The organism is Dokdonia ponticola, from assembly GCF_042653865.1.
GTDB lineage: Bacteria > Bacteroidota > Bacteroidia > Flavobacteriales > Flavobacteriaceae > Dokdonia > Dokdonia ponticola.
On the sequence record NZ_JBHSFV010000003.1, the window covers coordinates 195,637 to 220,719 of the forward strand.

Consider the following 25,083-nt stretch of genomic DNA (forward strand, 5'->3'; position numbering starts at 1 on the left):
ATGCGGTGGAATCTAAAACCTATACAAAACTCAGAAAACGTCCATGCGCTTTCCCAATCGTTACAAGTTGATCCAACCATTGCGCAACTTTTGCTAGCAAGAGGTATTGATAGCTTTGACAAGGCAAAACAATTTTTCCGCCCCTCTCTAGAAGATCTTCATGATCCATTTCTGATGAAGGATATGGATAAAGCGGTTTCCCGTATTGAACATGCCATTGCCCAAGGAGAAAATATTCTTATTTATGGCGATTATGATGTAGATGGCACCACAAGTGTTGCACTCGTATCGTCCTATTTAAAGACCCTCCATCCCATGATTGCCACCTATATCCCAGATCGATATGCAGAGGGATATGGCGTTTCTTATATGGGGATAGATTATGCTTCAGATAACGATATGACACTTATCATCGCCTTAGACTGTGGTATTAAAGCCATAGACAAGGTCGCTTATGCTAAGGAAAAGGGCGTGGACTTTATTATTTGTGACCACCACCGCCCTGGGCCGCAACTTCCAGATGCTGTAGCTGTATTAGATCCCAAACGTGACGATTGTGAGTATCCCTATGATGAGTTATGTGGGTGTGGCGTAGGGTTTAAATTAATAAGTGCGCTTTCGCGAAAGCGTAACCAACCCTTTTCAGAGCTTCATCCTTATTTAGATCTTGTTGCTACCGCCATAGGAGCTGATATTGTACCTATGACAGGAGAAAACAGAATCCTTGCCTACTACGGTCTTGAAGTCATCAATACCGCCCCAAGACCTGGATTTAAAGCGATCATACAACAACTCAAAAAGGACACGCTTACCATCACCGATGTTGTTTTTATCATTGCTCCTCGCATTAATGCTGCTGGACGTATGAAACACGGAAATCATGCTGTGACCTTACTCGTAGAAAATGATGCTGATGCCGCGCATCAATACGCCACTGAAATAGAGCAATACAACGCAGACCGAAAAGATGCCGATAAATCCATCACAGAAGAAGCCCTTAAACAAATCCTAAAAAACAACGAAACCAACAGAAAAACGTCTGTTGTATACCAAGAAGATTGGCATAAAGGTGTGATTGGTATTGTGGCGTCTCGACTCATAGAAACCTACTACAGACCCACTCTCGTTTTTACCAAAAGCGGGGATAAACTAGCAGCCTCTGCGAGATCTGTAAAAGGGTTTGATGTCTATAATGCCTTACATGAGTGTGAAGACTTGATAGAGCAATTTGGAGGACATAAATATGCGGCAGGACTTACCTTAAAAGAAGAAAACTACGAGGCTTTTAAGCAACGTTTTGAAGATGTAGTAAATGCTAGCTGTGAAGAACGTTTATTGATTCCTGAAATCACCATAGATGCCAAAATTGACCTTGATGATATCACCGAAAAATTTTATCGCATCATTAAACAGTTTGCTCCTTTTGGCCCTGGCAATATGAAACCTACCTTTATGACAGAAAATCTTGTAGACACAGGATATGGTAAAAGAGTAGGCGCCGATGAAACACATCTTAAGGTCACCGTGACTCAAAATAACAAAGGAAAGAGAATTGGAGGGATCGGTTTTGGAATAGGGGATGCATATGATCTTATTAGTAATAAAAAACCATTTAGCGCAGCCTACGTTTTAGATGAAAATGCATGGAATGGAGAGGTAGATCTACAACTGCGTATAAAGGATATTAAATAACTTTCATGAAAGTAAAACATATACTTGCATTGTTCCTAATCACTTTTATCATTATGACAATAGGAACGCTATTTAAGATAATGCATTGGCCTTACGGTAATGAATTCATTATTCTTGCAACTATTATAAAAGTCATTGTAGGAATCCTTGCTATCTGGAAACTCTTTACCATGCAAGGTTTTAAAGATTTCTTGAATAAATAGAGATTTACTCGATAATCGAGGTTTAAATACTCCAAGGACTGCTCGAGGTAATTTACTTGAGAAAACTCAAGATGTTCTGCACAATTTCTTGCGGTTTTTCTTCTTGTATAAAATGTTTTGCCTCTAAGATATGTACATCTTTATCTACTATCCCTAAATCTTTTTGAAGTGCTTTCTGTTGTGGTTCTAATTGTAAGAAGGTATCATTTTTACCCCAAATAATCATAGCGGGCATTTCCATTTTTTGAATCATAGGCTGATACGCTGGAAGTGCATTACAGGTTTGTGTAAAGAAGTAATACATTGCCTTGGTCTTTCCTTCTTTAAGGGGTCGTTTATACCCTTCTACATCTGTTTTATTTAAGGTGTTTTCTGTGAGTCCCTCTTTAAAAAGACCTTTCAGCATAAGGTTTGTTGTGATCCCATTACGATAGCCCCACATGGCTGTACGCGCCATAAATCCAGGTTTAAACCGTATGGGAGGATCAAAACCTTCTTCGTAAATAATCGTATTTAAAATAACTAAATGGTTGACTTTGTTAGGTGCTAACTCTAAGAACTCCCAGGTCCACAAACCTCCTGCATCATGCATTACATGTGACCAAGAATCTATGCCTAACGCATTCATTAATTCTAATAACCGTTGTGCATGCATCTCTTCAGAATAGATCTCGTAGCCTTCTGGAGAATCACTATTTCCAAAACCGAGCATATCTGGTGCAATCACCCGATAACCAGCATTTACGAGCGGATCTATCATTTTACGATATAACCATCCTGAAGTAGGCACTCCGTGTAGTAGTAGAATTACAGGACCTTGACCTTTATCTATGTATTTTATAACCCCGTCTTTTGAGGAAAATGATTGCTGCTGACTTCTAAAATTATCATACGTAATTTGTTCAGGTCTCATCGTAACAGATTCATAGGGCTTGCAGGCTGTGAAAAAAAGAAGGATAGATACAATTGTAAGACACGTACGCATGGTTTTTTGTTTTTTATTACAATTACTTTTCTTCTTTTGAAACTTCGAATTCTTTGATTTCAAAAGTCTCTCCGTCAAAAACCCCATAGGTATAATGGTGAATCCAATCGCCTATATTAAAGTACGTAGATTGCTCTGCTACTTTAATGGTCATGGGTAAATGACGATGTCCAAAAACAAAATAGTCGTAATGTTCAGTCTCAAGCTTACGTTTAGCATATGTAGCAAGCCACTCATTTTCTTCCCCTAGAAAAATATGGTCATCATTGCCTGATATCAGTTTATTTTTAACAGAAAAATACTGAGCAATACGCATTCCAATATCGGGATGTCCCCATCTAAATACCCATTGAAAAAAGCGCCCTTTGAATATTTTTTTCATTCGCTTGTATCCTTTGTCTCCAGGACCTAAACCATCTCCGTGTCCTAAGAAAAACTTCTTGTCGTTTATGGTAAACACTTTAGGCTCGTGATAGACAGGAATGCCTAGCTCATCTTCAAAATAACCACTCATCCACAGGTCGTGATTTCCTACAAAAAAATGAATTTCTATACCGCTATCTCTAAATTCGGCTAGCTTACCGAGTGTTCTTACAAAACCTTTAGGAACGACCGTGCGATACTCAAACCAAAAATCAAAAAGATCCCCTAGCAAAAAAATAGCGTGTGCATCAGGTCGTATCTCATCTAACCATCGTAAGAATTTTTGCTCTCTAGGTCTACTCTCATTGTGTGTTGGAGCACCAAGGTGGTTATCACTAGAAAAATAAATTTTCTTTCCTTCTGGGATATTCATAATAGGCTAGTTATCGCTTGCAAACCACTCTGCGTAACTGGTACGCGTTTCTTGAAGTCTTAGTGAATGAAGTTGAATATGATCTGGAAGTAAGGATTGAATTTTTTGAGCAAAATCAATCACCATCATCTCGCTGGTAGGTTGATAATCTACGAGCAATACATTATGCCCCCTGTCTGATAGTTCTTTTGCAAGTTCTACATGAGGCGTATTTTTATTAAAAACCGTGGCGTGATCAAACACATCTACAATTTCTTTATTCACTATTTTTTTTAAATCCCCAAAATCGATGACCATTCCATATTTTACATGATTTGTATCTGAAATAGGGGTTCCAATCACCGTTACACTTAATTCGTAACTGTGTCCGTGTACATTTTTACACTTTCCGTCGTAGCCATAAAGAGCATGACCCGTTTCAAATGTAAATTGTTTTGTAATGCGAATGTTTGCCATGTTATGCTTTCGCGAAAGCGTACGCTTACCGCTTTCTATTCTTAATTTTATTGTATAAAAATACGACAATTAATACGAGTGCTAATATCAGGAACAAACCGTTTCCACTTAAAAAACTCATGAAGTCCATACTAAAAGATTGATTTTAAATATAATAACATATATTGCTTTGATTGATCGTAACAAAATTCAATTAATACCCCACTTTCTTTCGAACTCTAGTTAAGACATCATTGGCTACGCGTGTCGCTTTTTCTGCGCCAAGACTAAGGGCTTTATCCACCTCATCAAGATTTGCCATATAATAGTTATAACGCTCACGTTGGGTTGCGTACTTCTCTATGATTAACTCATAAAATGCTTGTTTTGCATGACCATATCCATAATTACCTCCTTCGTAATTTGAGCGCATCGTTGCAATCTGCTCTGGTGTTGCGATAAGTTTATAGAGTGCAAATAGATTACAGGTGTCTGGATTTTTAGGTTCTTCTAGCGGTGTACTATCGGTTTGAATGCCCATAATTTGCTTGCGGAGCTTCTTATCTGGTTGAAAAATATCAATAATATTTCCTTTGGATTTACTCATTTTCCCCCCATCAGTTCCTGGGACATACATGGTATCTTCATTGTGCTTAACGGCTGGCATAACGAAGGTTTCACCACCTGTTGCTGCATGAAAACGACTCGCTACATCTCTCGTCATCTCTAAATGCTGTGCCTGATCTTTTCCTACAGGAACAATCTCTGCGTCATATAAAAGGATATCTGCAGCCATAAGCATAGGATAGGTAAACAACCCAGCATTTACATCTTCCAGACGATCTGCTTTGTCTTTAAAACTATGGGCAAGTGTCAGTCTTTGATATGGGAAGAAACAACTTAGATACCATGAAAGTTCTGTTACTTGTGGGATATCACTTTGTCTATAAAACACCGTTTTTTCTATATCAAGCCCAAAAGCTAACCAAGTAGCAGCGGTGCTATAGGTGTTCTGTCGTAACGTATCTCCATCTTTAATTTGGGTAAGTGAATGCATGTCTGCAATAAACAGAAAAGACTCATTCCCTGGAGCATTTGCCATTTGGATCGCTGGGATGATAGCTCCTAATAAATTTCCTAAGTGAGGTGTTCCTGTGCTCTGTACACCTGTTAAAATTCTTGCCATACTCATTACCTACATACGTAGGTATCTCATTATTATTAATACTTATTCTAGACATTTCTCATACGATTATGACTAGTTTTAAGCAAAGTTACTTTTTTCTAGGCATAGGCTACTACCTTTTCCCTATTTTTGAGGTAATGAACTTTTTTAGAAAAATAGGCTTAGCATTTTGGAGAATATGGTTTTATCTTCTTATGCTCATTATTATACTTGTTTTATTTCCAATTCTTATCATAAGTATATTGAAGGAATCTTGGTACCCTCTATTTTTTAGATTATCTCAAATTTGGGCAAGAGGTATCATGTTAGGAATGGGATTTTATCCTAAAGTTACAAGAGAGCAATCTTTTAAAAAAGGAGAAAGCTATATGCTGGTGTCTAATCATACCTCTATGTTAGATATTATGTTCATGCTACACATTTCAAAAAATCCTTTTGTTTTTGTGGGAAAGGCAGAACTTGCAAAAATCCCATTATTTGGTTTTTTCTATAAACGTACCTGTATTCTCGTAGATCGCGGGAATGCTAGAAGTCGTAAAGCTGTTTTTGATCAGGCTCAAAGAAGACTTGAACAAGGATTGAGTATTTGTATTTTTCCAGAAGGAGGTGTTCCTAGCGACACTTCTTTGGTATTAGATAGTTTTAAAGATGGCGCCTTTCGTCTTGCTATTGATCATCAAATAGCGATTGTTCCTATAGTTTTTTATGACAATAAAAAATTATTTCCATACCAATTTTACAAGGGAGGACCGGGAAAAATGAGAGCCCACGTTTTTTCGTTTATCCCTACAAAAGGAATGTCTCAAGATGATAAAAAAACATTGAGAGAAGAGACTCGTGAGGTAATACTAGCCGCTTTAATAAAAGACCAAAAATCTTAAAAAACAGCATGGAAAAGGCGCCGTAACCAGCGGCGCCTTCCTGTAATTATTGCATATAGCAACAACTAACCTAACCAACTAAAAACTAACCTAACGGCAAGTGTCTTTCCTAGAAGCGATAATTCACTCCTGTATAGAGTCCAACATAATAAGGCTTAAACTCTCCTACACTATTCTTGTAGGCATTGAGTTGATACTTAAGTGATGGTTCTATATTTAATTTTACTTTTTCTGTTACTTTATAATTAAGTCCTAAACCTACGTTTGTTGTAAAACTTACATCATTAAGAGCGTTTGAAGTTCCTAAGTTTGTGCGTAACCCATTAGACTCTAAAAACACCTGATTATTATTAAGTACCAAGGTACTCATCCCTCCTATAAGCTCTACACCTAATCGCTTATCAGAAAGTACGTAAATAGCTTCCAAAGGAATCTCTATATATCCTACATTTTGCTGAATTTCTCCACTAGAAAATGTGTTCCCTCCTTGTCCCAGTCCGTCTTCAGAAACTTCTGGAGCAGCAGACGAAGGATTGACTCTATCTGTGATATCTAAAAAACTAGCATTTTGAGAAAAATCGATCCCCCGTAGTGTGCGGGCACTATTACTAGGGGCAAAAGAAATATCTTGTGTATTGTAATTGAGATCTACATTACTTACTCCTGTTCGCACTTTAAACTTAGGTGTCACCGCATAACTTACTTGTACCCCATAACTCAAGTTGACATCACTTGTTTTTGCGTTATCCTTAAATTGAGGGTCAATTCCAGAACCTCCAAAGTCTCCATAATACACAGGGGCAGCGACAGCACCAACATTCCATCTACTGGCAATCGCTTCTTTTTCTTTTAGCTCTTCATCTTGTGCGTTAGCATCTATAATACGTGCTGCTTCATCAACAAGTGATTTTTTTGAGTCTTCTTCTTCTGTAGTAGCATTTTCAGAAGCAGTTGTCGTTTCTTTTTCAGTTACCGCAACAGTGGTATCATCTATGCGCTTATCTACGGTAACAGTTGGATCAATAAGGTCTGATTGTTTCTGTGATGTTGTCTCTGTTGTATTTTTAACGATAGCATTTTCTGTATTTGATATCGTAGAATTTTTAGCATCACCTACGTACTCTTGAGATGTGGTTTCTTTATTGGCACGCTGATTAGGTACTGTTATTTTATCCTGATTAGCCACCGCTCCTTGTGTATTGCTTATGCCAAAAATAGTAGTATTCTCTTTTGTTTTTTCAGATTGTGTCTCAGTTGAAGGATCATTTTCAGAAGTGCTACTGTCTGTCACAAGTTCTGATTCTGTTGACTTAGTGATAGTAGGGTTTATCTCTTTAGGAGATATTTGATCTGTTGATGTATCTGTATTTTCTTTTTGATCAGACACTACAAGTTCAGGAGTTGTATTGGTTGTATCTGAAGTACCATTCCATAAGGTATTACCTATAGTTACAAGTAATAGCAACAATGCTGCTATACCTCCTAATCGCCACCATATAGGGATTATTTTACGATCTTCTTTTTCTTTTTTTGCTGCAACAATATTCTGCCATACCTGATCACTAGGATGCGCTTCAAAGTTTTTAAATTTCTCCTGAAAAAGCCTGTCTATATTCTTTTTCTGTTTCATTGGTTTTGAGATTGACTTAAGGCATAGTCTTGACTTACCTCAATTTTATTCTTTAATATTTTGCGAGCACGAGCCAAATTAGATTTAGACGTACCCTCCGAAATTTCTAATACCTCAGAAATCTCTCTATGTGAATATCCATCTAACACATACAGATTAAATACCATTCTGTATCTATCAGGTAATTCTTGGATAATTCTAAGTAAATAATCGAGAGGCACTCTTTCTTCTTCTACCTCTACATCTACTTCACTAATATTCTCTTCATTTATCAAATTAAGTACTCCTGTCTTTCGGTATCGTTGGAGTGCTGTATTGATGGCTATTCGTTTTAACCAACCCTCAAAGGAACCTTGTCCTTTATATTGTGATACTTTATCAAAAATGGTGATGAAAGCATCCTGCAGTATGTCTTCGGCATCTGCATAGTTAGAAGCATATTTTAAGCAAACCGAAAAAAGCGAACTAGCATACCGCTTGTATAACTCTTCTTGGGCTTTTGCATGTTTCTTTTTACAATTTTCAATGAGTCGGTCTAAACTCAAAATATCTTTATTGGTTAGTTTTCTTAATCTATTCTACAATAGGCACATTAAATGTTACAAATGTAGGATCTCCTGTTGCATTATTACCTGTAAAAAAACGTAAGTTTAACTCTCCTGCTGCTTCTGGTGTAATCACCAGAGGAGCCGTTCTTAGGTCATTTTCTAAGTCAGAACATGTTGATCTTCCTTGGACTACTTTTGTTATAATGGCTATTTCTCTCACACCATCTTCATTTGAAATGTCAAATCCATTGAATGCATGACAGGTAGACGGTCTTTTATAGGTTACTTGTATCGTGTCTGTTTGACCTACTACGAGAACATCGGGTACATTACTTACTGTATCAACAGGTGTTACTTCAAAAAAGAAGAAAGGGGCGTCATCTGTGCTACATCCTACAACGAGCAGGAGAATTATGGGTATTATGCTTAACTTTTTCATATATAATGGGGGATATATTATATACTGTAGATACATAAATGTATGAATGGTTGCGTCTAGCCATAAAAAAACCTCCTAAAATTAGGAGGTTTTTGTTTGTTTATTCGTTTGATAATTTAATCGCTGCATGAATTTTTGTTTCTAGCTCCTCCATCAGATCGGGATTATCTAGCAGTAGTGCCTTTACAGCATCCCTTCCTTGCCCTAATTTTGTGTCTTGATAACTAAACCAAGAACCACTCTTTTTTATAATCTCGTAGTTCACTCCTATATCAATAATCTCTCCTACCTTAGAGACTCCTTCACCGTACATAATATCAAATTCAGCCATTCTAAAAGGAGGTGCTACTTTATTTTTAACCACCTTAACACGGGTTTTGTTACCCATCACATTAGAGTTGCTATCTTTAATTTGAGTAGAACGTCGAATATCTAAACGTACAGAAGCATAGAACTTTAAAGCATTTCCTCCTGTAGTCGTTTCTGGGTTACCAAACATCACTCCTATCTTCTCTCGCAATTGATTAATAAATATGACGGTACAATTTGTTTTACTTATCGATCCTGTGAGCTTACGTAAGGCTTGTGACATCAATCGAGCGTGTAATCCCATTTTAGAATCTCCCATCTCTCCCTCGATCTCACTCTTAGGCGTTAATGCCGCCACAGAGTCAATCACAATAATATCTATCGCACCAGAGCGTATTAAATTGTCTGCAATTTCTAATGCTTGCTCACCATTGTCAGGTTGTGATATAATAAGGTTTTCAATATCGACATTCAATTTTTCTGCATAAAAACGATCAAATGCATGCTCTGCATCAATAAAAGCAGCAATTCCTCCTGCTTTTTGAGCTTCTGCAATAGCGTGTAAAGTCAGGGTTGTTTTTCCAGAAGATTCAGGACCATATATTTCTATCACACGCCCACGAGGATATCCCCCCACTCCTAATGCTACATCTAATCCTAAAGAACCTGTAGGAATCGAGTCTACCTCAACGACAGCCTGGTCTCCCATTTTCATAACAGCTCCCTTACCGTAGGTTTTATCAAGTTTGTCTAATGTAAGTTGTAATGCCTTTAATTTTGCGTCTTTTTCACTGCTCATTTTCTTCTCTTTTTTAATTCTAAAAATTGGTAAGTAAAAGTAGGGTTTCTAATTGAAGGGGACAAGGTACGCTTTCGCGAAAGCGGAATACTTTTTAACAAAAATCAACCATCATTAAAAAAAGACGCAACCCTTTTTCTTTTTTGAAGTCTTCTTTATGAGAAGTACTATTAAAAATGAGTTTAAAACGAATTAAAAACAATAGAATCCAACTCAAAGCAAAGCGTTATTTGATGCTGACGCATTGCCGAAAGTTGGAAGGAGGCTAGTTAAACATCTATTTCTGTGCTTGTAACACAAATAGAAATAAGTCTAACAAATGAATTAGCCGTTCAAAAAAATGCCCGCAGGATCGACCTCCGGGCATTTTTTTGTGGCATACGATCTCTCTTTTTAGAAATCTTCTATCTTTGCACCAAATTAATTCTTTTAAACTTAACATAGTATAGCATGCAACTGTACAACAAATTAAGTGCAAAAGAGAGAGCAACCCTTATTGATGAAGCCGGAGACGAGCGCTTCACACTCTCTTTTTACCAATATGCACACATAGGGAATCCAGAACTTTTTAGAAATCATCTGTTTATCGCATGGGACGATATGGACGTCTTAGGTCGTATATATGTGGCTAAAGAAGGGATTAACGCACAACTATCTGTCCCCGCTACAAATTTTAATACGTTCAAGTCTTTCTTAGACGGAATTCCTTTTTTAAAAGATGTGCGCCTCAATATTGCCATAGAACAAGACAATAAATCTTTTCTCAAACTAAAGGTAAAAGTGCGTAACAAGATCGTAGCAGATGGGCTTAATGATGCTACTTTTGATGTGACCAATAAAGGGGTTCATGTAGATGCTAAAACCTTTAATAGCCTTATAGAAGATCAAGATACCGTACTCGTTGATATGCGTAATCATTACGAAAGCGAGATTGGTCATTTTAAAAATGCCGTCACTCCTGATGTTGATACATTTAGAGATTCTCTAGATATTATTGAAGATGATTTAAAAAATCACAAAGAAGACAAAAAGCTTGTGATGTACTGTACTGGAGGCATCCGATGTGAAAAAGCAAGTGCTTATTTTAAACACAAAGGTTTTAAAAATGTATTTCAGTTAGAGGGTGGTATCATAGAATATGCCCGTCAAATTGAACAACAAAAGCTGGAAAATAAATTTATGGGCAAAAACTTTGTGTTTGATCACAGAAGAGGAGAACGTATCTCTGAAGATATTATCTCCAATTGCCATCAGTGTGGAAATCCTTGTGACACCCACGTAAACTGCGCTAATGAAGCGTGTCATCTTCTTTTTATACAATGTGAGTCATGTGCTTCTCAAATGGAAAACTGTTGTTCTCAAGAATGTGTAGAAATCACGCACCTTCCTTATGAAGAGCAAAAAAAGTTGCGAAGTGGTAAAGGAAACAGTAATAAAATATTTAAAAAGGGGCGTTCAGAAAAATTAAAGTTTCAAAACAAAGCTTAATTCTCGATCCCGTCTGTTTATTTTTTTAGAACTCTTACCGTTGTTTGTGTATCAGCATCTAACCCTTGTACAGTGACAAAGTAGATTCCTGTGGTTAAACTTGAAAAATCCATTTCTATACTAATACTGTTTAGATCTAGATATTCAAGAACTGTTCTACCTAGCGCATCTCTTACAACAATTTGTTTAAAAGCCACCGGGGCTCCTATGGTTACGATGCCACTAGTTGGATTTGGAAATACTCTAACCTCATCAAATAGTTGGTCCTCTACAGAGAGTTGTCCAACATTAAAGGTATGCGTGTGGCTTTCTCCGTTATAAGTTACGACATAGATCCATTCTCCTGTTTGGTCTGTAATCGTTCTTTGCTGTCCCCACCAAGAGGCTACAAAATCATCAGTAAAGTTGGTATTCCAACTTGAATAAAGATTTCCACTAGGGTCAAATATCTGGTTTAATGAAGAGGTTCCTGTCACTTGATCTTTGTAATACCCTATAAACCAAATAGTAGCCCCTACATCAAATTGTGTGCTTTCAAAAGTTTCTTCTATACTAGGGCAGGTTCCAAAATTAGGCAGGTTTGTATGGGTAAGTGCTGCGTTAACACCTGAGTTAAGGTATTCTTTTTGATCTGCCCACCAACTTGTATCATTCAAGTCGTTGCACGGTCCTGCATAAGGATCTATCAGGCTATTGTTTTCGTCATATACTTCAAAGTGTAAGTGTGGCCCTGTAGAATTTCCAGAACTAGCAACAACACCTAGATATTCTCCTTGTGCTACCGTATCTCCCACATTTTTTGAAGTGACACTTCCGTTTTTCATATGTCCATACCAAGCAATGCTCCCATCTGAGTGCTCTATAAAAATAGCATTCCATTGTTGATTATTAAAGGAACAGTTTCTATCAAAACTTCCATCGTTCTTAAATATAATTTGCCCTGGTGCTGCTGCAATAATCTCTGTTTGTGATTCCTCTACTTGTTTCCAAGAAAAAGGCCATAAAAAAATATCAACCCCCTGATGATTGTATCCGCTTGAAGTGTCATAGGTACGTGTACCACAATTCCAATCCTGCAACCCTCCTGTGGTTTCGTCATGATCAAAGTACACAGAAATACCCCAAGTGCTATTATACTCAAAGCCATCTGCTTGTTGGACAGGCCACGCAAAAGAAACTTGTTGTTCTGAGAAGTTACTAATGTCGTTTTGATATAATCGTAACCCTTGCTGTGTAAGCATTGCTTGATTCTGTGCTACGGCAGCATGATATAATGCATAATCTTCTTCAGAAACACACTCAATCCCCTCTGGATTAAAAACGCTTTCTCCTCCTACAACTTGTGCCATACTTACTCCAAATGTGAGAAGCATGTATGATAAAATAGATACACGTAGAATTAGTTTCATAAGGTGAACTTTAAGTCTTAAATTTGTTCGATAACTTTTTCTATTGCTAAAGGAATACGTACAGAACCTTAATAAATTGGTATCTTTAAACTTTTAGCTGGTTATCAAATCTAAATAATAAGAACGAGTAAAACATTTAAATATATTAATTAAATATTTATTTTAATTGTTTTGCCTTAAGATATATATACTATGGCGTGTGGAAATTGCGGAACAGGAGCCGATGGACAACCGAAAGGTTGTAAAAATAACGGCACCTGTGGTACCGATGGATGTAACAAACTTACTGTTTTTGATTGGCTTTCAAACATGGCTATTCCAGAAGGTCAAGAAGTATTTAAGTATGTTGAAGTTCGGTTTAAAAACGGGCGTAAAGACTATTATAAAAACACAGAAAATCTTACGTTAAGTATTGGAGATATTGTGGCAACACAAGCAGCATCTGGACATGATATTGGAATGGTCACCCTTACTGGGGAGCTTGTTCGTGTGCAAATGAAGCGTAAAAAAGTACTTGAAGATAGAGAAGACACGCTTAAGATATATCGCAAAGCCTCTCAAAAAGATATAGATATCTGGACAAAAGCAAGAGAGCGTGAAGAACCTATGAAGGTAAAAGCCCGCCAAATTGCTATTCGTCTGGATCTACAAATGAAAATTTCTGATATTGAGTTTCAGGGAGACGCATCAAAAGCAACCTTTTATTACACAGCCGAAGATCGTGTAGATTTTAGACAGCTTATTAAAGAATTTGCACAAGAGTTTAGAACTCGTATAGAAATGAAACAAATTGGACTCCGACAAGAAGCTGCTCGATTAGGAGGTATTGGTTCTTGTGGTCGTGAACTTTGTTGTTCTACCTGGCTTACAGATTTTAGATCGGTGACTACTGGGGCAGCTCGTTATCAACAATTATCCCTCAATCCTCAAAAATTAGCGGGTCAGTGCGGAAAACTCAAATGTTGTCTTAATTATGAGCTAGACTCTTACCTCGATGCCTTAAAAGCATTCCCTAAAACAGATGTCAAGCTATACACCAAAAAAGGAACCGCTGTTTGTCAAAAAATAGATATTTTTCAAGGCTTTCTCTGGTATGCCTATGAAGGTGAGTGGATGAATTGGCATAAACTTGAAGCAGCACAGGCAAACGAAATCATCAGATTAAACAAAGCAAAAGAACCTGTGGCAAGTCTAGAAGAATTTGCTTCAGAATTAATTCCAGATACTAAAATTGATTTTGGAAACGTTGTAGGACAAGATAGCCTTACGCGTTTTGACAAGCCTAAAACGCCCACCAAACGTCGTAATAATCGTAGCAGAAATAAAAAACGTGCTACTACTACAACAACTAATAAACCACAAGAACAAAAGAAAACAGATCAAAAAAGAACTGCTTCAAGACCAACTCAGAAAACAGCTCAAAAGCCAGCTCAAAAATCAAAACCAAACGCAAAACGATCTAACAATAGACGTAATAGACAAAAAAACAAACCTAATAATGATGCATAAAGTAGCATTTCTTTTACTGCTTGTCATCACTGCAGTATCGTGTGATACACATCGCGTTTACGATCAATATCAAACCGTACAAAATGGATGGAATATTCATGAGCCGATCCAATTTGAGATTTCTAACGTAGATAGTATAACACCTTACAATGTGTTCATTACATTACGCAACACAAATAGCTATAAATACAGTAATTTATTTTTGATCACACGAATGGATTTCCCTAATGGAAAGCAGCTTATAGATACACTTGAGTATCCCATGGCAACTCCAGAAGGCGCTTGGTTAGGGACTGGGTTTAATGACGTAAAAGAAAATAAATTATGGTATAAAGAAGGGGTACGCTTTCGCGAAAGCGGAACCTATCATTTCTCCATAGAACATGCCGTACGTAAAAATGGTAGTATTACCGGAGATGAACGTCTGGAAGGAATTACAGAAGTAGGATTGCGTATAGAACGCCCTCAAAATCAATAACAATGGCAAAGAAGCAACTTAATAAAAAACAGGCAACCACTACGACTCAAACTCATTTTAAAAAATTTATTAAATGGTTTTGGGGATTATTTGCTGGAGGCCTTTTAGCAATCATCTTGTTATTTTTACTCGCTAGTTGGAATGTATTTGGGAAACTTCCCACCTTTGAAGAGTTGGAAAATCCAGAAAGCAACCTAGCAACCAAAATACTCTCTGCAGACGGAAAGCTTTTAGGCACCTATTTTAACGAAAACCGTACGCCTATCAAGTACGAAGATTTACCTCAACACCTTGTAGATGCTCTTGTTGCCACCGAAGATGAGCGTTATTACGATCATTCAGGGATTGATTTTAAAGGAACTGCTAGAGCTTTTGCATACCTAGGACAAAGAGGAGGTGCCAGTACCGTAACACAGCAACTATCCAAATTGTTGTTTTCTGATCCTCCTAGCTCTACGATAGAACGTTTAATTCAAAAAGTAAAAGAATATGTTATCTCAACACGCCTAGAGCGTCAATACACCAAAGAAGAGATCATTGCCATGTATCTCAATAAGCAAGATTTTTTGTTTAGAGCGATTGGTGTAAGTTCTGCTTCTCGTATTTATTTTAATAAAAACGTGAGTGATTTATCTATAGAAGAATCTGCTGTCATTGTCGCCATGCTTAAAAATCCTAGACAATTTAATCCGCACCGTGAAATCTCTAGAGATAAGTCTAAATTACGCCGCAATCAGGTCTTAAAGCAGATGGAAAAAAACGGCTTTTTGACCACACTAGAAAAAGATTCGCTACAAGCATTACCAATGATTGTAAGATTCACACCTGAAGGACATAGAGATGGGATGGCAACCTACTTTAGAGAAAATCTAAAGAAATTCTTAGCCAAATGGATTGAGGAAAACCCAAAAGGAGTTGACAAAGATGGAAACCCAGAATACTATAATATTTATAGAGATGGGCTCACCATTACCACCACTATCGATTCTAGAATGCAGCGTATGGCAGAAGACGCTGTAAAAAAGCATATGCCAAGATTACAAGCCGAGTTTGATAAACAAAATCTAAAAAATAAAACCGCCCCTTTTAGAGATATTGATGAAGATCAAATAGACGTGATCTTTAACAATGCCATGAAAAGCTCTGAGAGATGGCGTAAATTAAAAGCCGCAGGGAAAAGTGAAAGCGAGATCAGAAAGTCCTTTGATGTGAAAACAGAGATGAGTATTTTCTCTTGGCAAGGAGATATAGACACCACAATGACTCCGCGTGACTCCATTCGTTATTATAAAAAATTCCTTCGGACAGGAATGCTATCTATGGTCCCACAAACGGGAGAAGTACGTGCATGGGTAGGAGGCATTGATATGGCTCATTTTCAATATGACCATGTCCAGACTGGAAAACGCCAAGTAGGATCTACTTTCAAGCCTTTTTTATATGCCACAGCTGTGGATCAATTGCATATTTCACCTTGTGATACCCTTCCTAATACCTTGTTTAGTATTGCCGCAGGAACACACGGAAATACCAAAGATTGGGAGCCTAAAAACTCTGATGGTAAATATGGCGGTATGATGACCATGAAAGATGCGCTCGCAGGCTCTGTGAACACCATTTCTGCTAGATTAATGAATGAAGTAGGGCCACAACCTGTTATTGATCTTGTAGAAAAACTAGGTGTAGATGTAAGCAATATCCCTCCTGTGCCCTCTATTGCATTAGGAACCCCTGATTTAAGTCTATATGAAATGGTATCTGCCTATAGCGCTTTTGCAAACCAAGGCGTCTATATAGAACCACAAATTATAACAACTATAGAAGATAAAAACGGAACTATCCTTTACCAACATGTTCCAAACCCTAAAGATGTATTAAGTGAAGAAGCTGCGTATGTGACATTAAAACTTATGGAAGGTGTGACACAATCTGGTTCGGGACGTAGATTACGCTCTGGAAAATCCAATCGTGCAGATTATAAAGACGTGGTCACTGGACACCCGTATAGTTTTACAAATCCTATTGCAGGTAAAACAGGAACGACACAAAATCAAAGTGATGGTTGGTTTATGGGCATTGTTCCTAACTTGGTGACAGGTGTCTGGGTAGGAGGTGATGATAGAGCTACACATTTTGCCTCCACTCGGTATGGACAGGGTGCCACTATGGCATTACCTATTTGGGGATTGTACATGAAAGATGTGTACAGCAATAAAGACCTAAACATCTCTGATGAAAGTTTTATAAAACCTAAAGACCTATCGATTGAAGTAGATTGTGAAAAATATAAATCACAAAACACCAATAATGATGATTATGATGAGTTAGATATTTAAATAACTTGCTTAAAAAACACGCTAATAACCCTATCTTATTTGATAGGGTTTTTTTATGCTTTCGCGAAAGCGTACTCCTCTCTAATTTTCGTATTTTTATTTCAAATTAAATAACGATGATCACAAAGAAAGTTGACGATGTCCAAGAAGCCTTACAAGGAGTAAAAAGTGGTATGACGATGATGTTTGGGGGTTTTGGGCTAAGTGGTATTCCTGAAAATGCGATTGCTGAACTCGTACGTCTTGATGTAAATACACTTACCTGTATCTCTAATAATGCAGGTGTTGACGATTTTGGCCTAGGTTTATTATTACAAAAACGTCAAATCAAAAAAATGATTTCTTCCTATGTAGGAGAGAATGCAGAATTTGAACGACAAATGTTGAGTGGAGAATTAGATGTAGAGTTGATACCGCAAGGAACACTTGCTGAGCGTTGCAGAGCTGCCCAAGGAGGGTTTCCTGCTTTTTACACCCCCGCAGGATACGGAACTGAAGTAGCAGAAGGAAAAGAAGCGCGTGAATTTAATGGCAAAATGCACATCTTAGAATACGCTTTTGATGCTGATTTTGCATTTGTAAAAGCATGGAAAGGAGATGCCGCTGGAAATCTAATTTTTAAAGGAACTGCCCGTAATTTTAATCCAAATATGTGTGGTGCCGCCAAAATAACCGTGGCAGAAGTAGAAGAACTCGTCCCAGTTGGTGAATTAGATCCTAATCAAATCCATATCCCAGGTATTTTTGTTCAACGTATTTTTCAAGGAGAACGTTATGAAAAACGTATCGAACAAAGAACTGTAAGACAAAAACCGTAAGCATATAAAATTCATTTCATCATTCATTGATGATACTATTAACTCATTGTATACATGGCACTAGATAAGAATCAAATCGCACAACGCATTGCTCAAGAAGTAAAAAATGGATACTACGTAAACTTAGGTATAGGAATTCCTACATTGGTAGCAAATTATGTGCGTAACGATATAGAGGTAGAATTTCAGAGTGAGAACGGTGTCTTAGGAATGGGACCTTTCCCATTTGAAGGAGAAGAGGACGCAGATATTATTAATGCTGGAAAACAAACTATTACTACATTGCCTGGCGCTAGTTTTTTTGATAGTGCCACTAGTTTTAGTATGATCCGTGGAAAACATGTAGATCTAACTATATTAGGTGCAATGGAGGTGGCAGATAATGGAGATATTGCCAACTGGAAAATCCCTGGCAAAATGGTTAAAGGAATGGGAGGCGCCATGGATCTTGTGGCTAGCGCAGAAAATATTATTGTCGCTATGATGCATACCAACAAAGCGGGGGAGTCAAAATTATTGCCTGCGTGTAGCTTACCACTCACGGGAGTAGGTTGTGTCAAAAAGATCGTCACCAACCTAGCTGTACTAGAAGTAACTTCTAAAGGATTTTTACTTCTAGAAAGAGCTCCTGGAGTTTCTGTAGAAACGATTAAAAATGCCACAGAAGGAAAACTCATCATTCCAGATCATGTGCCAGAAATGAACCTATAATAGGGTATGACTATTTACGATCTTCAAAATAAAGCACATGTATATAGGTATTCTGAAGATCGCGATTATGAAGCCATTCCTGATCGATTTTTACGCAATTGTTCAAAAGCACTGGACTATCTATACAAAACCAATGCGCTTACCATTGCCTACCTAGATCAAGGCATCACAGAAACTGTTGATATTATTGATATTCTTATTGCAGATACTCAAAATGATATCAAAATCATCTATTCTGAAGGTAAAAACTTTTATGATCCTGTTGATAATACAATCGGTTTTTATGATACGCACGGACTTGTCTTTAGAAAAAACCACAACAAAAGATGGTTTATAAACAACAAAGGATATAATTCTCCCATGGCAGTACTCGCCCACGAACTCATTCATTGTTATAATGAGCTCTATGAAACAGAAGCCTATCTTAGGCGCAAAAGTGACCAATCCTCTAGAGGCAAAAAACTAGACCATGTAGGTCGTGATCTTTCTTTCCCGAATAAAGAAGAAGAATTTGTGATTCAAATGACAAATCAAATCGCAAAACGACTTAAAGAAGACAAGCGTTCTAATTATGGTCGTTCTTATTATAAAGTAGCAGATGTACGTAGTGTAAGAAAACACGGAGAAAATAAAAAAGGGATAATTTCTCAAATTTTTGACTAGTCCTATTTAAAAAAAACACATTTCTACTTTAGGTAAATTTTTAATTTTTATGATTTTTAACGATTAAAAACTTAAAAAATCGATGAAATACACGAATTTTTAACATTTAAATAAAAAAATTAAGATTAAAGTTTGCACAAGTGAAAATTTATATTACTTTAGCACTCCCCAAATGCAATAATTGAAACCGATAAAGTGTATGAAAAATCAGTTGAAATGATTATCTAAACTTTATCACAACCAAATAGCTTTAAAACTCATACGAGTGTTTAATGTTATGATTTGTTAGAAATCCGCGGGGGGAGCCCTGCGGATTTTGTTTTTACCCCCTAAATGAACAAACATGTCAAAAAAAGATATACTACACCCTATCAAATCATTTTTTGAAAGCCTTAAAAATGGGATTGCCTTTATGGGTAATTGTTTATACTTAGCTAAAAAAGTATTCTTATTTATGATCTAAGGTCTAAGCTCCTTTAGGAATTGCTTCTATTAAGTTTTTAGTATATTCTTTCTGAGGGTTCTTATAAATACGATCCGCCTCACCTATCTCCTCTATTTTACCTTTATTCATCACGACAAGTTGATCTGCCATGTATTTAACAACCGCAAGATCATGAGATATAAAAATGTAGGTAAACTTAAAATCTTGTTTAAGTTCATTCAATAAATTCAATACTTGAGCTTGTACAGAAATATCTAATGCACTTACAGATTCATCACATATAATTAACTTAGGCTGTACGGCAATGGTACGCGCAATTCCAATACGCTGTCGTTGTCCCCCACTAAACTCATGTGGATATCTATTAAAATGTGAGCTTTCTAAACCAACGCGATTAAGAATCTCCAGCGCCTTTTCTTTCCGCTCTTCCTTATCTGAAAACAATTTGTGAACCTCCATGGGTTCTATAATGGCTTGTCCTACCGTGAGTCGGGGATTTAAAGAAGCGTACGGATCTTGAAATATGATTTGTATCTCTTTACGTAAAGCCCTTAAAGCTTTCCCTTTAAGTTGTGTAATATCGTTCCCTCTATAAAATATCTTGCCCGCTGTCGCTTTATCTAACTGTAAGATCGCATTTCCTAAAGTAGATTTCCCACAGCCTGATTCTCCCACAAGTCCAAGGGTTTCTCCCTCATAAAGAGAGAAAGAAACATCATCTACCGCCTTCACAACTCTAGACTTCCCAAATAATCCCGATTTGGATATATATGTTTTCTCCATATTAGATACTTCCAAAATAGGCTTTGTTTCATATAAAGCTGCTAATCTTTTTGTACGCTCTTCAGGAGCTTCAATGTCTGTTTGTAATGTATCTGTTAAATAATCTTTTATCGTGGGTAGCTTATGTAATCTGTTTTCAAGAGAAGGTCTTGCGTTTAAGAGTGCTTTTGTATAGATATGCTGCGGTGTTTTAAAAAGTGTTATCGCAGTAGCCGCTTCAACTATATCTCCTTTATACATCACCAAAACCCTATCTGCAATCTCTCGTACAAGCGATAAATCATGAGATATAAAAATAATACTCATTCCCGTTTCTTTCTGGATATCTTTGAGGAGTTGTATGATTTCTTTTTGAACTGTCACGTCGAGTGCTGTCGTAGGCTCATCAGCAATGAGAATTTCTGGTTGACATGCAATAGCTATAGCAATCATAACTCGCTGCTTTTGCCCTCCGCTTATTTGATGAGGATAGGTATCAAACAACTGACTCGGATTTGGCAATTTTACTTTTTCAAAAAGAGACAGTGTTTTCTCTTTGGCTTCTTTATTTGTAAGAGAGGTATGTTGTTTTAAAATTTCAACCACTTGATACCCGCAAGTAAGAGATGGGTTTAAAGAACTCATGGGCTCTTGAAATATCATAGAGATTACCCGCCCACGTATATCTCTATAGGCTTTTTCAGAAAAAGAAAGCAAATTTTTATCTCTAAAATGAACACTCCCCGTAACCATTGCTTTTTTATCCAGCAATCCCAACGTAGCTAGTGTTGTAATAGATTTTCCAGAACCCGACTCACCTACAATAGCGAGAATTTCATTTTTATAAAGATCAAAAGAAATTTGATGTATAACTTCTTCCATTGTTTCATTTTGAGGAAATGAAATGGATAATGCTTCTATAGAAAGTATTTTTTCCTGCTCCATAGTTTCAAAATTACACATTAATTTAGGGTATTTCATGTATAACACTTGGAATTCCTTTGAACCTAAATACGGTTACTTTCAAAAAAATAGCTATTTTTTCTTTCTACGCTTTCGCGAAAGCGTACTATACTCTAATTAAAAAGGAGTATCCGTTTTTATTCAAAAATTGAGGTAAAACCATTATTCAATTGATGGTTTTTATCCAAATTTGATGTTTCTCATGGTGTTTCATCGATAAAAACGAACAAACATTTACCTATAAAAGTGTTTTTCAGACATTTGATCGAAAAGTTTTTTTCTTTCTAATTTTTTGATTGACTTTCGCTGCCGTAGTAAAAACATTGTAATGTAATTACTTACCCCGAACCATAAACAACAACCATGAAAAAAAATTACCTAAGAGTATTATCTCTAGGACTTGCATTATGTGCCACACAGATGTATGGACAAACGCCAAGCCAGATCTCACAAATCACCAAAGAAAACAATCAAGAACGACTTGCACAGCTAGAACAACAATTTCTAGAGGTAAGTACACAACAACGCCAATTTGCAACCCAATTTGCAATTCAAAAAGGAATTCCTACGCTAGTCACATTAGAAAACGGAGGAATTGCAGAGTTGCAACGTATTCTTCCTGATGGAACCCCTATTTACTACAGCACTTTTAATACAGATGCTGCAGTTTCGACTAGAACCACACACCTCAATGCGGGAGGTTCATTAGGATTAAACCTAATGGGTCAAAACATGACAGCATACGTATGGGATGGGGGTCATGCAAGAGCATCTCACCAAGAATATGATGGTGCTGGAGGAACAAATCGTTATACCGTACAAGATCAAGCGAGTGAAGGTTTACAATTGAACTATCACTCTGCACACGTAACAGGAACTGTAATGGCATCTGGAGTGCAAGCAAACGCAAAAGGAATGGCTCCACATGCGCAAGTAAATGGATACCGCTGGAATGATGACGTTGCCGAAGCCACCGCAGCTGCAAGCAATGGTATGCTTATTTCCAATCACTCATATGGGTTGTTAGGAACTAATATTCCAGACCAATGGTTTGGATCCTACTCAAGCGAATCTCAAAGCTGGGATACTATCATGTACAACGCTCCTTTTTATCTGATGGTGGCTGCCGCGGGTAATGAAGGAAATATCAATAGCTACAATGGTGCTCCACTGGGAGGAAATGCTGCCTTTGACAAGCTTACTGGAAAAGCAATTACAAAAAATAACTTAGTGGTTGCCAATGCGCAAGATGCGAGTATTGATATAGATGGATCTTTAATAAGCGTAAACATTAATAGTGGGAGTAGTGAAGGTCCTACAGACGATTTCCGTATTAAGCCAGACATTGCTGGTAATGGAACCTCTGTATATTCAACATACGATTCTAGTGATACCGCTTATAATTCTATTTCTGGAACATCTATGGCAGCTCCAAATGTAATGGGATCTCTATTATTAATACAACAACATTATAATGATGTAAATGGCGCTTTCGCGAAAGCGGCCACCTTAAAAGGTCTCGCTTTACACACTGCTGACGACGCAGGTGCTATTGGTCCTGATGCCATCTTCGGATGGGGATTATTAAATGCAAAAAGAATGGCAGAAACCATTACTGCTAACGGAACAACCTCCACTATTAATGAACTTACCTTAAATGATGGTGGATCCTACCAAACTCAGGTAACAGTTCCTGCTGGTAAGATCTTACAAGCATCTATCTCTTGGACAGATGCACCAGGAACTCCGGTAACAGGAACCAATGATCCTACACCAGTGCTTGTGAACGATCTTGACATTCGTATTACTCAAAATACAGATACCTTCTTCCCTTGGAGATTAACAGGGGTTGATTCAAATGCACAACAAGATAATGTGGTAGATCCATATGAGCGTGTAGACGTTGCCGATGCAGATGGAACCTATACCATTACAGTAACACATAAAGGAAGTTTATTTTCTGGAAGTCAAAACTTCACGCTTATTATAACAACAATAGACACTCCAGTCATTCCAGAAAATGATTGTGTAGCACAAGTAAATACATTCCCATACAGCCAAGGCTTTAATAATACGATTGGACAGTGGTCTCAAGAGACCAATGATGACTTTAACTGGACAGTTAGAACAGGAGGAACCCCTTCTAGTGGAACAGGACCTTCAGGAGCTGCAGAAGGATCTCACTATATATATATGGAGACTTCAAATCCTAATAGCCCAGCAAAAGTGGCTATCTTAAACTCTCCTTGTTTCGATTTCACAGGAATGAGTGAAGCAGAAGCTACATTTAAATATCAAATGACTGGAAATGCTGTCGGTACAATCCGATTAGAAGTGAGTACCAATAGTGGTATCACATGGACAGAAGTATGGTCTAAATCTGGAAATCAAGGAGCAAATTGGCTTGATGCTACTGTAAATCTTGATGCATACACAGGAGAAACATTGACTTTGCGTTTTAATGGAACTTCAGGAAGTTCTTGGCAAGGAGATATTGCTATCGATGATTTTATGATTTCTGAAGGAGCATTTGTAGATACTGTTACACCATCAACACCTATAAATATAAGCGCTTCAAATATTCAAGAAACAACTTTTGATGTTACTTGGGATGCCTCTACAGACAACGTAGCTGTTACGGAGTACGATGTATATATAGATAGTGTTTTCTATAACACAACAACAATAAATGCTATAAATGTATCTGGATTAACAGAGAACACGACGTATGCAATCTCTGTAAGTGCAAAAGACGCGGCTGAAAATATTTCTGCTATAAGTGCTCCTGTAAATGTAACAACATTAGTAGCAGGATCTAATCAAATACCACCGACTGGATACTGTTCTTCAAACGGAAACATTACAAGTGATGAATACATTCAAAGGGTGCAAATAGGAACTATTGATAATAGTACAGGTGCTTCAGCTGGAGGATACGGAGATTTTACAAGCCTATCTACAACGCTAAGTGCAAATAATACCATTACAATAACACCTCTCTGGACTGGAACTGTTTATAGAGAAGGATATGCTGTATTTGTAGATTGGAATAGAGATGGCGATTTTGGAGATGCTGGCGAGACAGTATATACAAGAAGTGCAACCACAGCAACACCTATCACAGCTACCTTTGCAATCCCTGCTGGTGCATCACAAGGTGCAACCCGTATGAGAGTATCAATGAAATACAATGGAATACCTACTGCATGTGAAAGTTTCCAATATGGAGAAGTAGAGGATTATATTGTTACTATTGATACGACCACTGGTAACTTCTCTGATAGCACTAGCATACATACAATACATCCAAGCACAGCTGCTACATTTGACTTTACAGTGTTCCCTAACCCAGTGACAAGAGGACAACTTTCTATTCAAGTTACAGGATCAGACATAGAGAAATATACTATTTATAACCTATTAGGTCAAATTGTAAGCGCAGGTGACTTTAGTAATACACTAGATATCTCTAGTCTTAAAGCTGGAATCTACATCATAGAGATCGCTACTGGTAACGAAACACACGCTAAACGATTTATTAAAAAGTAATACTACTTGAGCACTCTTTAAACCAGTGTTTAAAAACCCGATGTTCTAG

21 protein-coding genes are annotated in these 25,083 nt (G+C 37.3%); 11 read left to right on the forward strand and 10 right to left on the reverse strand.

The window, feature by feature from the left end:
* Positions 1–1,692: a single-stranded-DNA-specific exonuclease RecJ gene (recJ, locus tag ACFO3O_RS07165; protein ID WP_379977898.1), complete on the forward strand. Its 1,692-nt coding sequence runs from the start codon at positions 1–3 to the stop codon at positions 1,690–1,692.
* 5 nt (positions 1,693–1,697) lie between these two features.
* Positions 1,698–1,895, forward strand: coding sequence for a gliding motility protein GldL (locus tag ACFO3O_RS07170; protein WP_379977899.1), 198 nt, complete (start codon positions 1,698–1,700; stop codon positions 1,893–1,895).
* A gap of 52 nt (positions 1,896–1,947) precedes the next feature.
* Here the strand turns inward: ACFO3O_RS07170 and ACFO3O_RS07175 are convergent, their stop codons facing one another.
* From ACFO3O_RS07175 to trpS, 4 genes are all read right to left on the reverse strand, one after another.
* Entirely contained in the window at positions 1,948–2,880 is a 933-nt protein-coding gene (locus ACFO3O_RS07175) for an alpha/beta fold hydrolase (protein ID WP_379977900.1), read from the reverse strand.
* A 22-nt stretch (positions 2,881–2,902) separates the two neighbouring features.
* On the reverse strand, positions 2,903–3,676 hold the full coding sequence (locus ACFO3O_RS07180; protein ID WP_379977901.1) for a UDP-2,3-diacylglucosamine diphosphatase: 774 nt from the start codon (positions 3,674–3,676) through the stop codon (positions 2,903–2,905).
* 6 nt (positions 3,677–3,682) lie between these two features.
* The gene (locus ACFO3O_RS07185) at positions 3,683–4,132 is read right to left on the reverse strand and encodes a 6-pyruvoyl trahydropterin synthase family protein (RefSeq protein ID WP_379977902.1); all 450 of its coding nucleotides are present in this window, start codon (positions 4,130–4,132) and stop codon (positions 3,683–3,685) included.
* A 193-nt stretch (positions 4,133–4,325) separates the two neighbouring features.
* A complete protein-coding gene (gene trpS, locus ACFO3O_RS07190; protein WP_379977903.1) occupies positions 4,326–5,297 on the reverse strand; it encodes a tryptophan--tRNA ligase in 972 nt (323 codons plus the stop codon).
* Between the two features lie 137 nt (positions 5,298–5,434).
* On the opposite strand from trpS, the gene ACFO3O_RS07195 reads away from it, so the two are divergent.
* Positions 5,435–6,178: a lysophospholipid acyltransferase family protein gene (locus tag ACFO3O_RS07195; RefSeq protein ID WP_379978077.1), complete on the forward strand. Its 744-nt coding sequence runs from the start codon at positions 5,435–5,437 to the stop codon at positions 6,176–6,178.
* 109 nt (positions 6,179–6,287) lie between these two features.
* On the opposite strand, the gene ACFO3O_RS07200 is transcribed toward ACFO3O_RS07195, so the two are convergent.
* The 4 genes from ACFO3O_RS07200 to recA form a co-directional block, all read right to left on the reverse strand.
* The gene (locus tag ACFO3O_RS07200; protein ID WP_379977904.1) at positions 6,288–7,808 is read right to left on the reverse strand and encodes a hypothetical protein; all 1,521 of its coding nucleotides are present in this window, start codon (positions 7,806–7,808) and stop codon (positions 6,288–6,290) included.
* Complete coding sequence (locus ACFO3O_RS07205) at positions 7,805–8,353, reverse strand: RNA polymerase sigma factor (RefSeq protein ID WP_379977905.1); 549 nt, start codon at positions 8,351–8,353, stop codon at positions 7,805–7,807. Before ACFO3O_RS07205 ends, ACFO3O_RS07200 begins: the two co-directional genes overlap by 4 nt.
* A 28-nt stretch (positions 8,354–8,381) precedes the next feature.
* Positions 8,382–8,795 (reverse strand): hypothetical protein, encoded by a 414-nt coding sequence (locus tag ACFO3O_RS07210; protein ID WP_379977906.1) that lies wholly within the window; start codon positions 8,793–8,795, stop codon positions 8,382–8,384.
* A 100-nt stretch (positions 8,796–8,895) separates the two neighbouring features.
* Entirely contained in the window at positions 8,896–9,903 is a 1,008-nt protein-coding gene (recA, locus tag ACFO3O_RS07215; protein ID WP_379977907.1) for a recombinase RecA, read from the reverse strand.
* A gap of 450 nt (positions 9,904–10,353) precedes the next feature.
* On the opposite strand from recA, the gene trhO reads away from it, so the two are divergent.
* Positions 10,354–11,391 (forward strand): oxygen-dependent tRNA uridine(34) hydroxylase TrhO, encoded by a 1,038-nt coding sequence (gene trhO / locus ACFO3O_RS07220; protein WP_379977908.1) that lies wholly within the window; start codon positions 10,354–10,356, stop codon positions 11,389–11,391.
* A 17-nt stretch (positions 11,392–11,408) separates the two neighbouring features.
* Here the strand turns inward: trhO and ACFO3O_RS07225 are convergent, their stop codons facing one another.
* Positions 11,409–12,800 (reverse strand): peptidoglycan DD-metalloendopeptidase family protein, encoded by a 1,392-nt coding sequence (locus tag ACFO3O_RS07225; RefSeq protein WP_379977909.1) that lies wholly within the window; start codon positions 12,798–12,800, stop codon positions 11,409–11,411.
* Positions 12,801–12,992: 192 nt separating this feature from the next.
* Between ACFO3O_RS07225 and ACFO3O_RS07230 the strand changes: the two genes are divergently transcribed.
* The 6 genes from ACFO3O_RS07230 (at position 12,993) to ACFO3O_RS07255 (ending at position 19,315) form a co-directional block, all read left to right on the forward strand.
* Positions 12,993–14,309, forward strand: coding sequence for a PSP1 domain-containing protein (locus ACFO3O_RS07230; protein ID WP_379977911.1), 1,317 nt, complete (start codon positions 12,993–12,995; stop codon positions 14,307–14,309).
* Complete coding sequence (locus tag ACFO3O_RS07235; protein ID WP_379977912.1) at positions 14,299–14,787, forward strand: gliding motility lipoprotein GldH; 489 nt, start codon at positions 14,299–14,301, stop codon at positions 14,785–14,787. Before ACFO3O_RS07230 ends, ACFO3O_RS07235 begins: the two co-directional genes overlap by 11 nt.
* A 2-nt stretch (positions 14,788–14,789) precedes the next feature.
* Positions 14,790–17,123: a penicillin-binding protein 1A gene (locus tag ACFO3O_RS07240; RefSeq protein ID WP_379977913.1), complete on the forward strand. Its 2,334-nt coding sequence runs from the start codon at positions 14,790–14,792 to the stop codon at positions 17,121–17,123.
* Between the two features lie 116 nt (positions 17,124–17,239).
* Positions 17,240–17,941, forward strand: coding sequence for a CoA transferase subunit A (locus ACFO3O_RS07245; protein ID WP_379977914.1), 702 nt, complete (start codon positions 17,240–17,242; stop codon positions 17,939–17,941).
* A 54-nt stretch (positions 17,942–17,995) separates the two neighbouring features.
* A complete protein-coding gene (locus ACFO3O_RS07250) occupies positions 17,996–18,652 on the forward strand; it encodes a CoA transferase subunit B (RefSeq protein ID WP_379977915.1) in 657 nt (218 codons plus the stop codon).
* 6 nt (positions 18,653–18,658) lie between these two features.
* Positions 18,659–19,315 carry a hypothetical protein gene (locus ACFO3O_RS07255; protein ID WP_379977916.1) on the forward strand — a complete coding sequence of 219 codons (657 nt, stop codon included), beginning with the start codon at positions 18,659–18,661 and terminating at the stop codon, positions 19,313–19,315.
* A 466-nt stretch (positions 19,316–19,781) separates the two neighbouring features.
* On the opposite strand, the gene ACFO3O_RS07260 is transcribed toward ACFO3O_RS07255, so the two are convergent.
* On the reverse strand, positions 19,782–21,467 hold the full coding sequence (locus ACFO3O_RS07260) for an ABC transporter ATP-binding protein (RefSeq protein WP_379978078.1): 1,686 nt from the start codon (positions 21,465–21,467) through the stop codon (positions 19,782–19,784).
* Between the two features lie 381 nt (positions 21,468–21,848).
* Here ACFO3O_RS07260 and ACFO3O_RS07265 point away from each other — a divergent pair, with 381 nt between their 5' ends.
* The gene (locus ACFO3O_RS07265) at positions 21,849–25,034 is read left to right on the forward strand and encodes a S8 family serine peptidase (RefSeq protein WP_379977917.1); all 3,186 of its coding nucleotides are present in this window, start codon (positions 21,849–21,851) and stop codon (positions 25,032–25,034) included.
* Positions 25,035–25,083 lie beyond the last annotated feature (49 nt).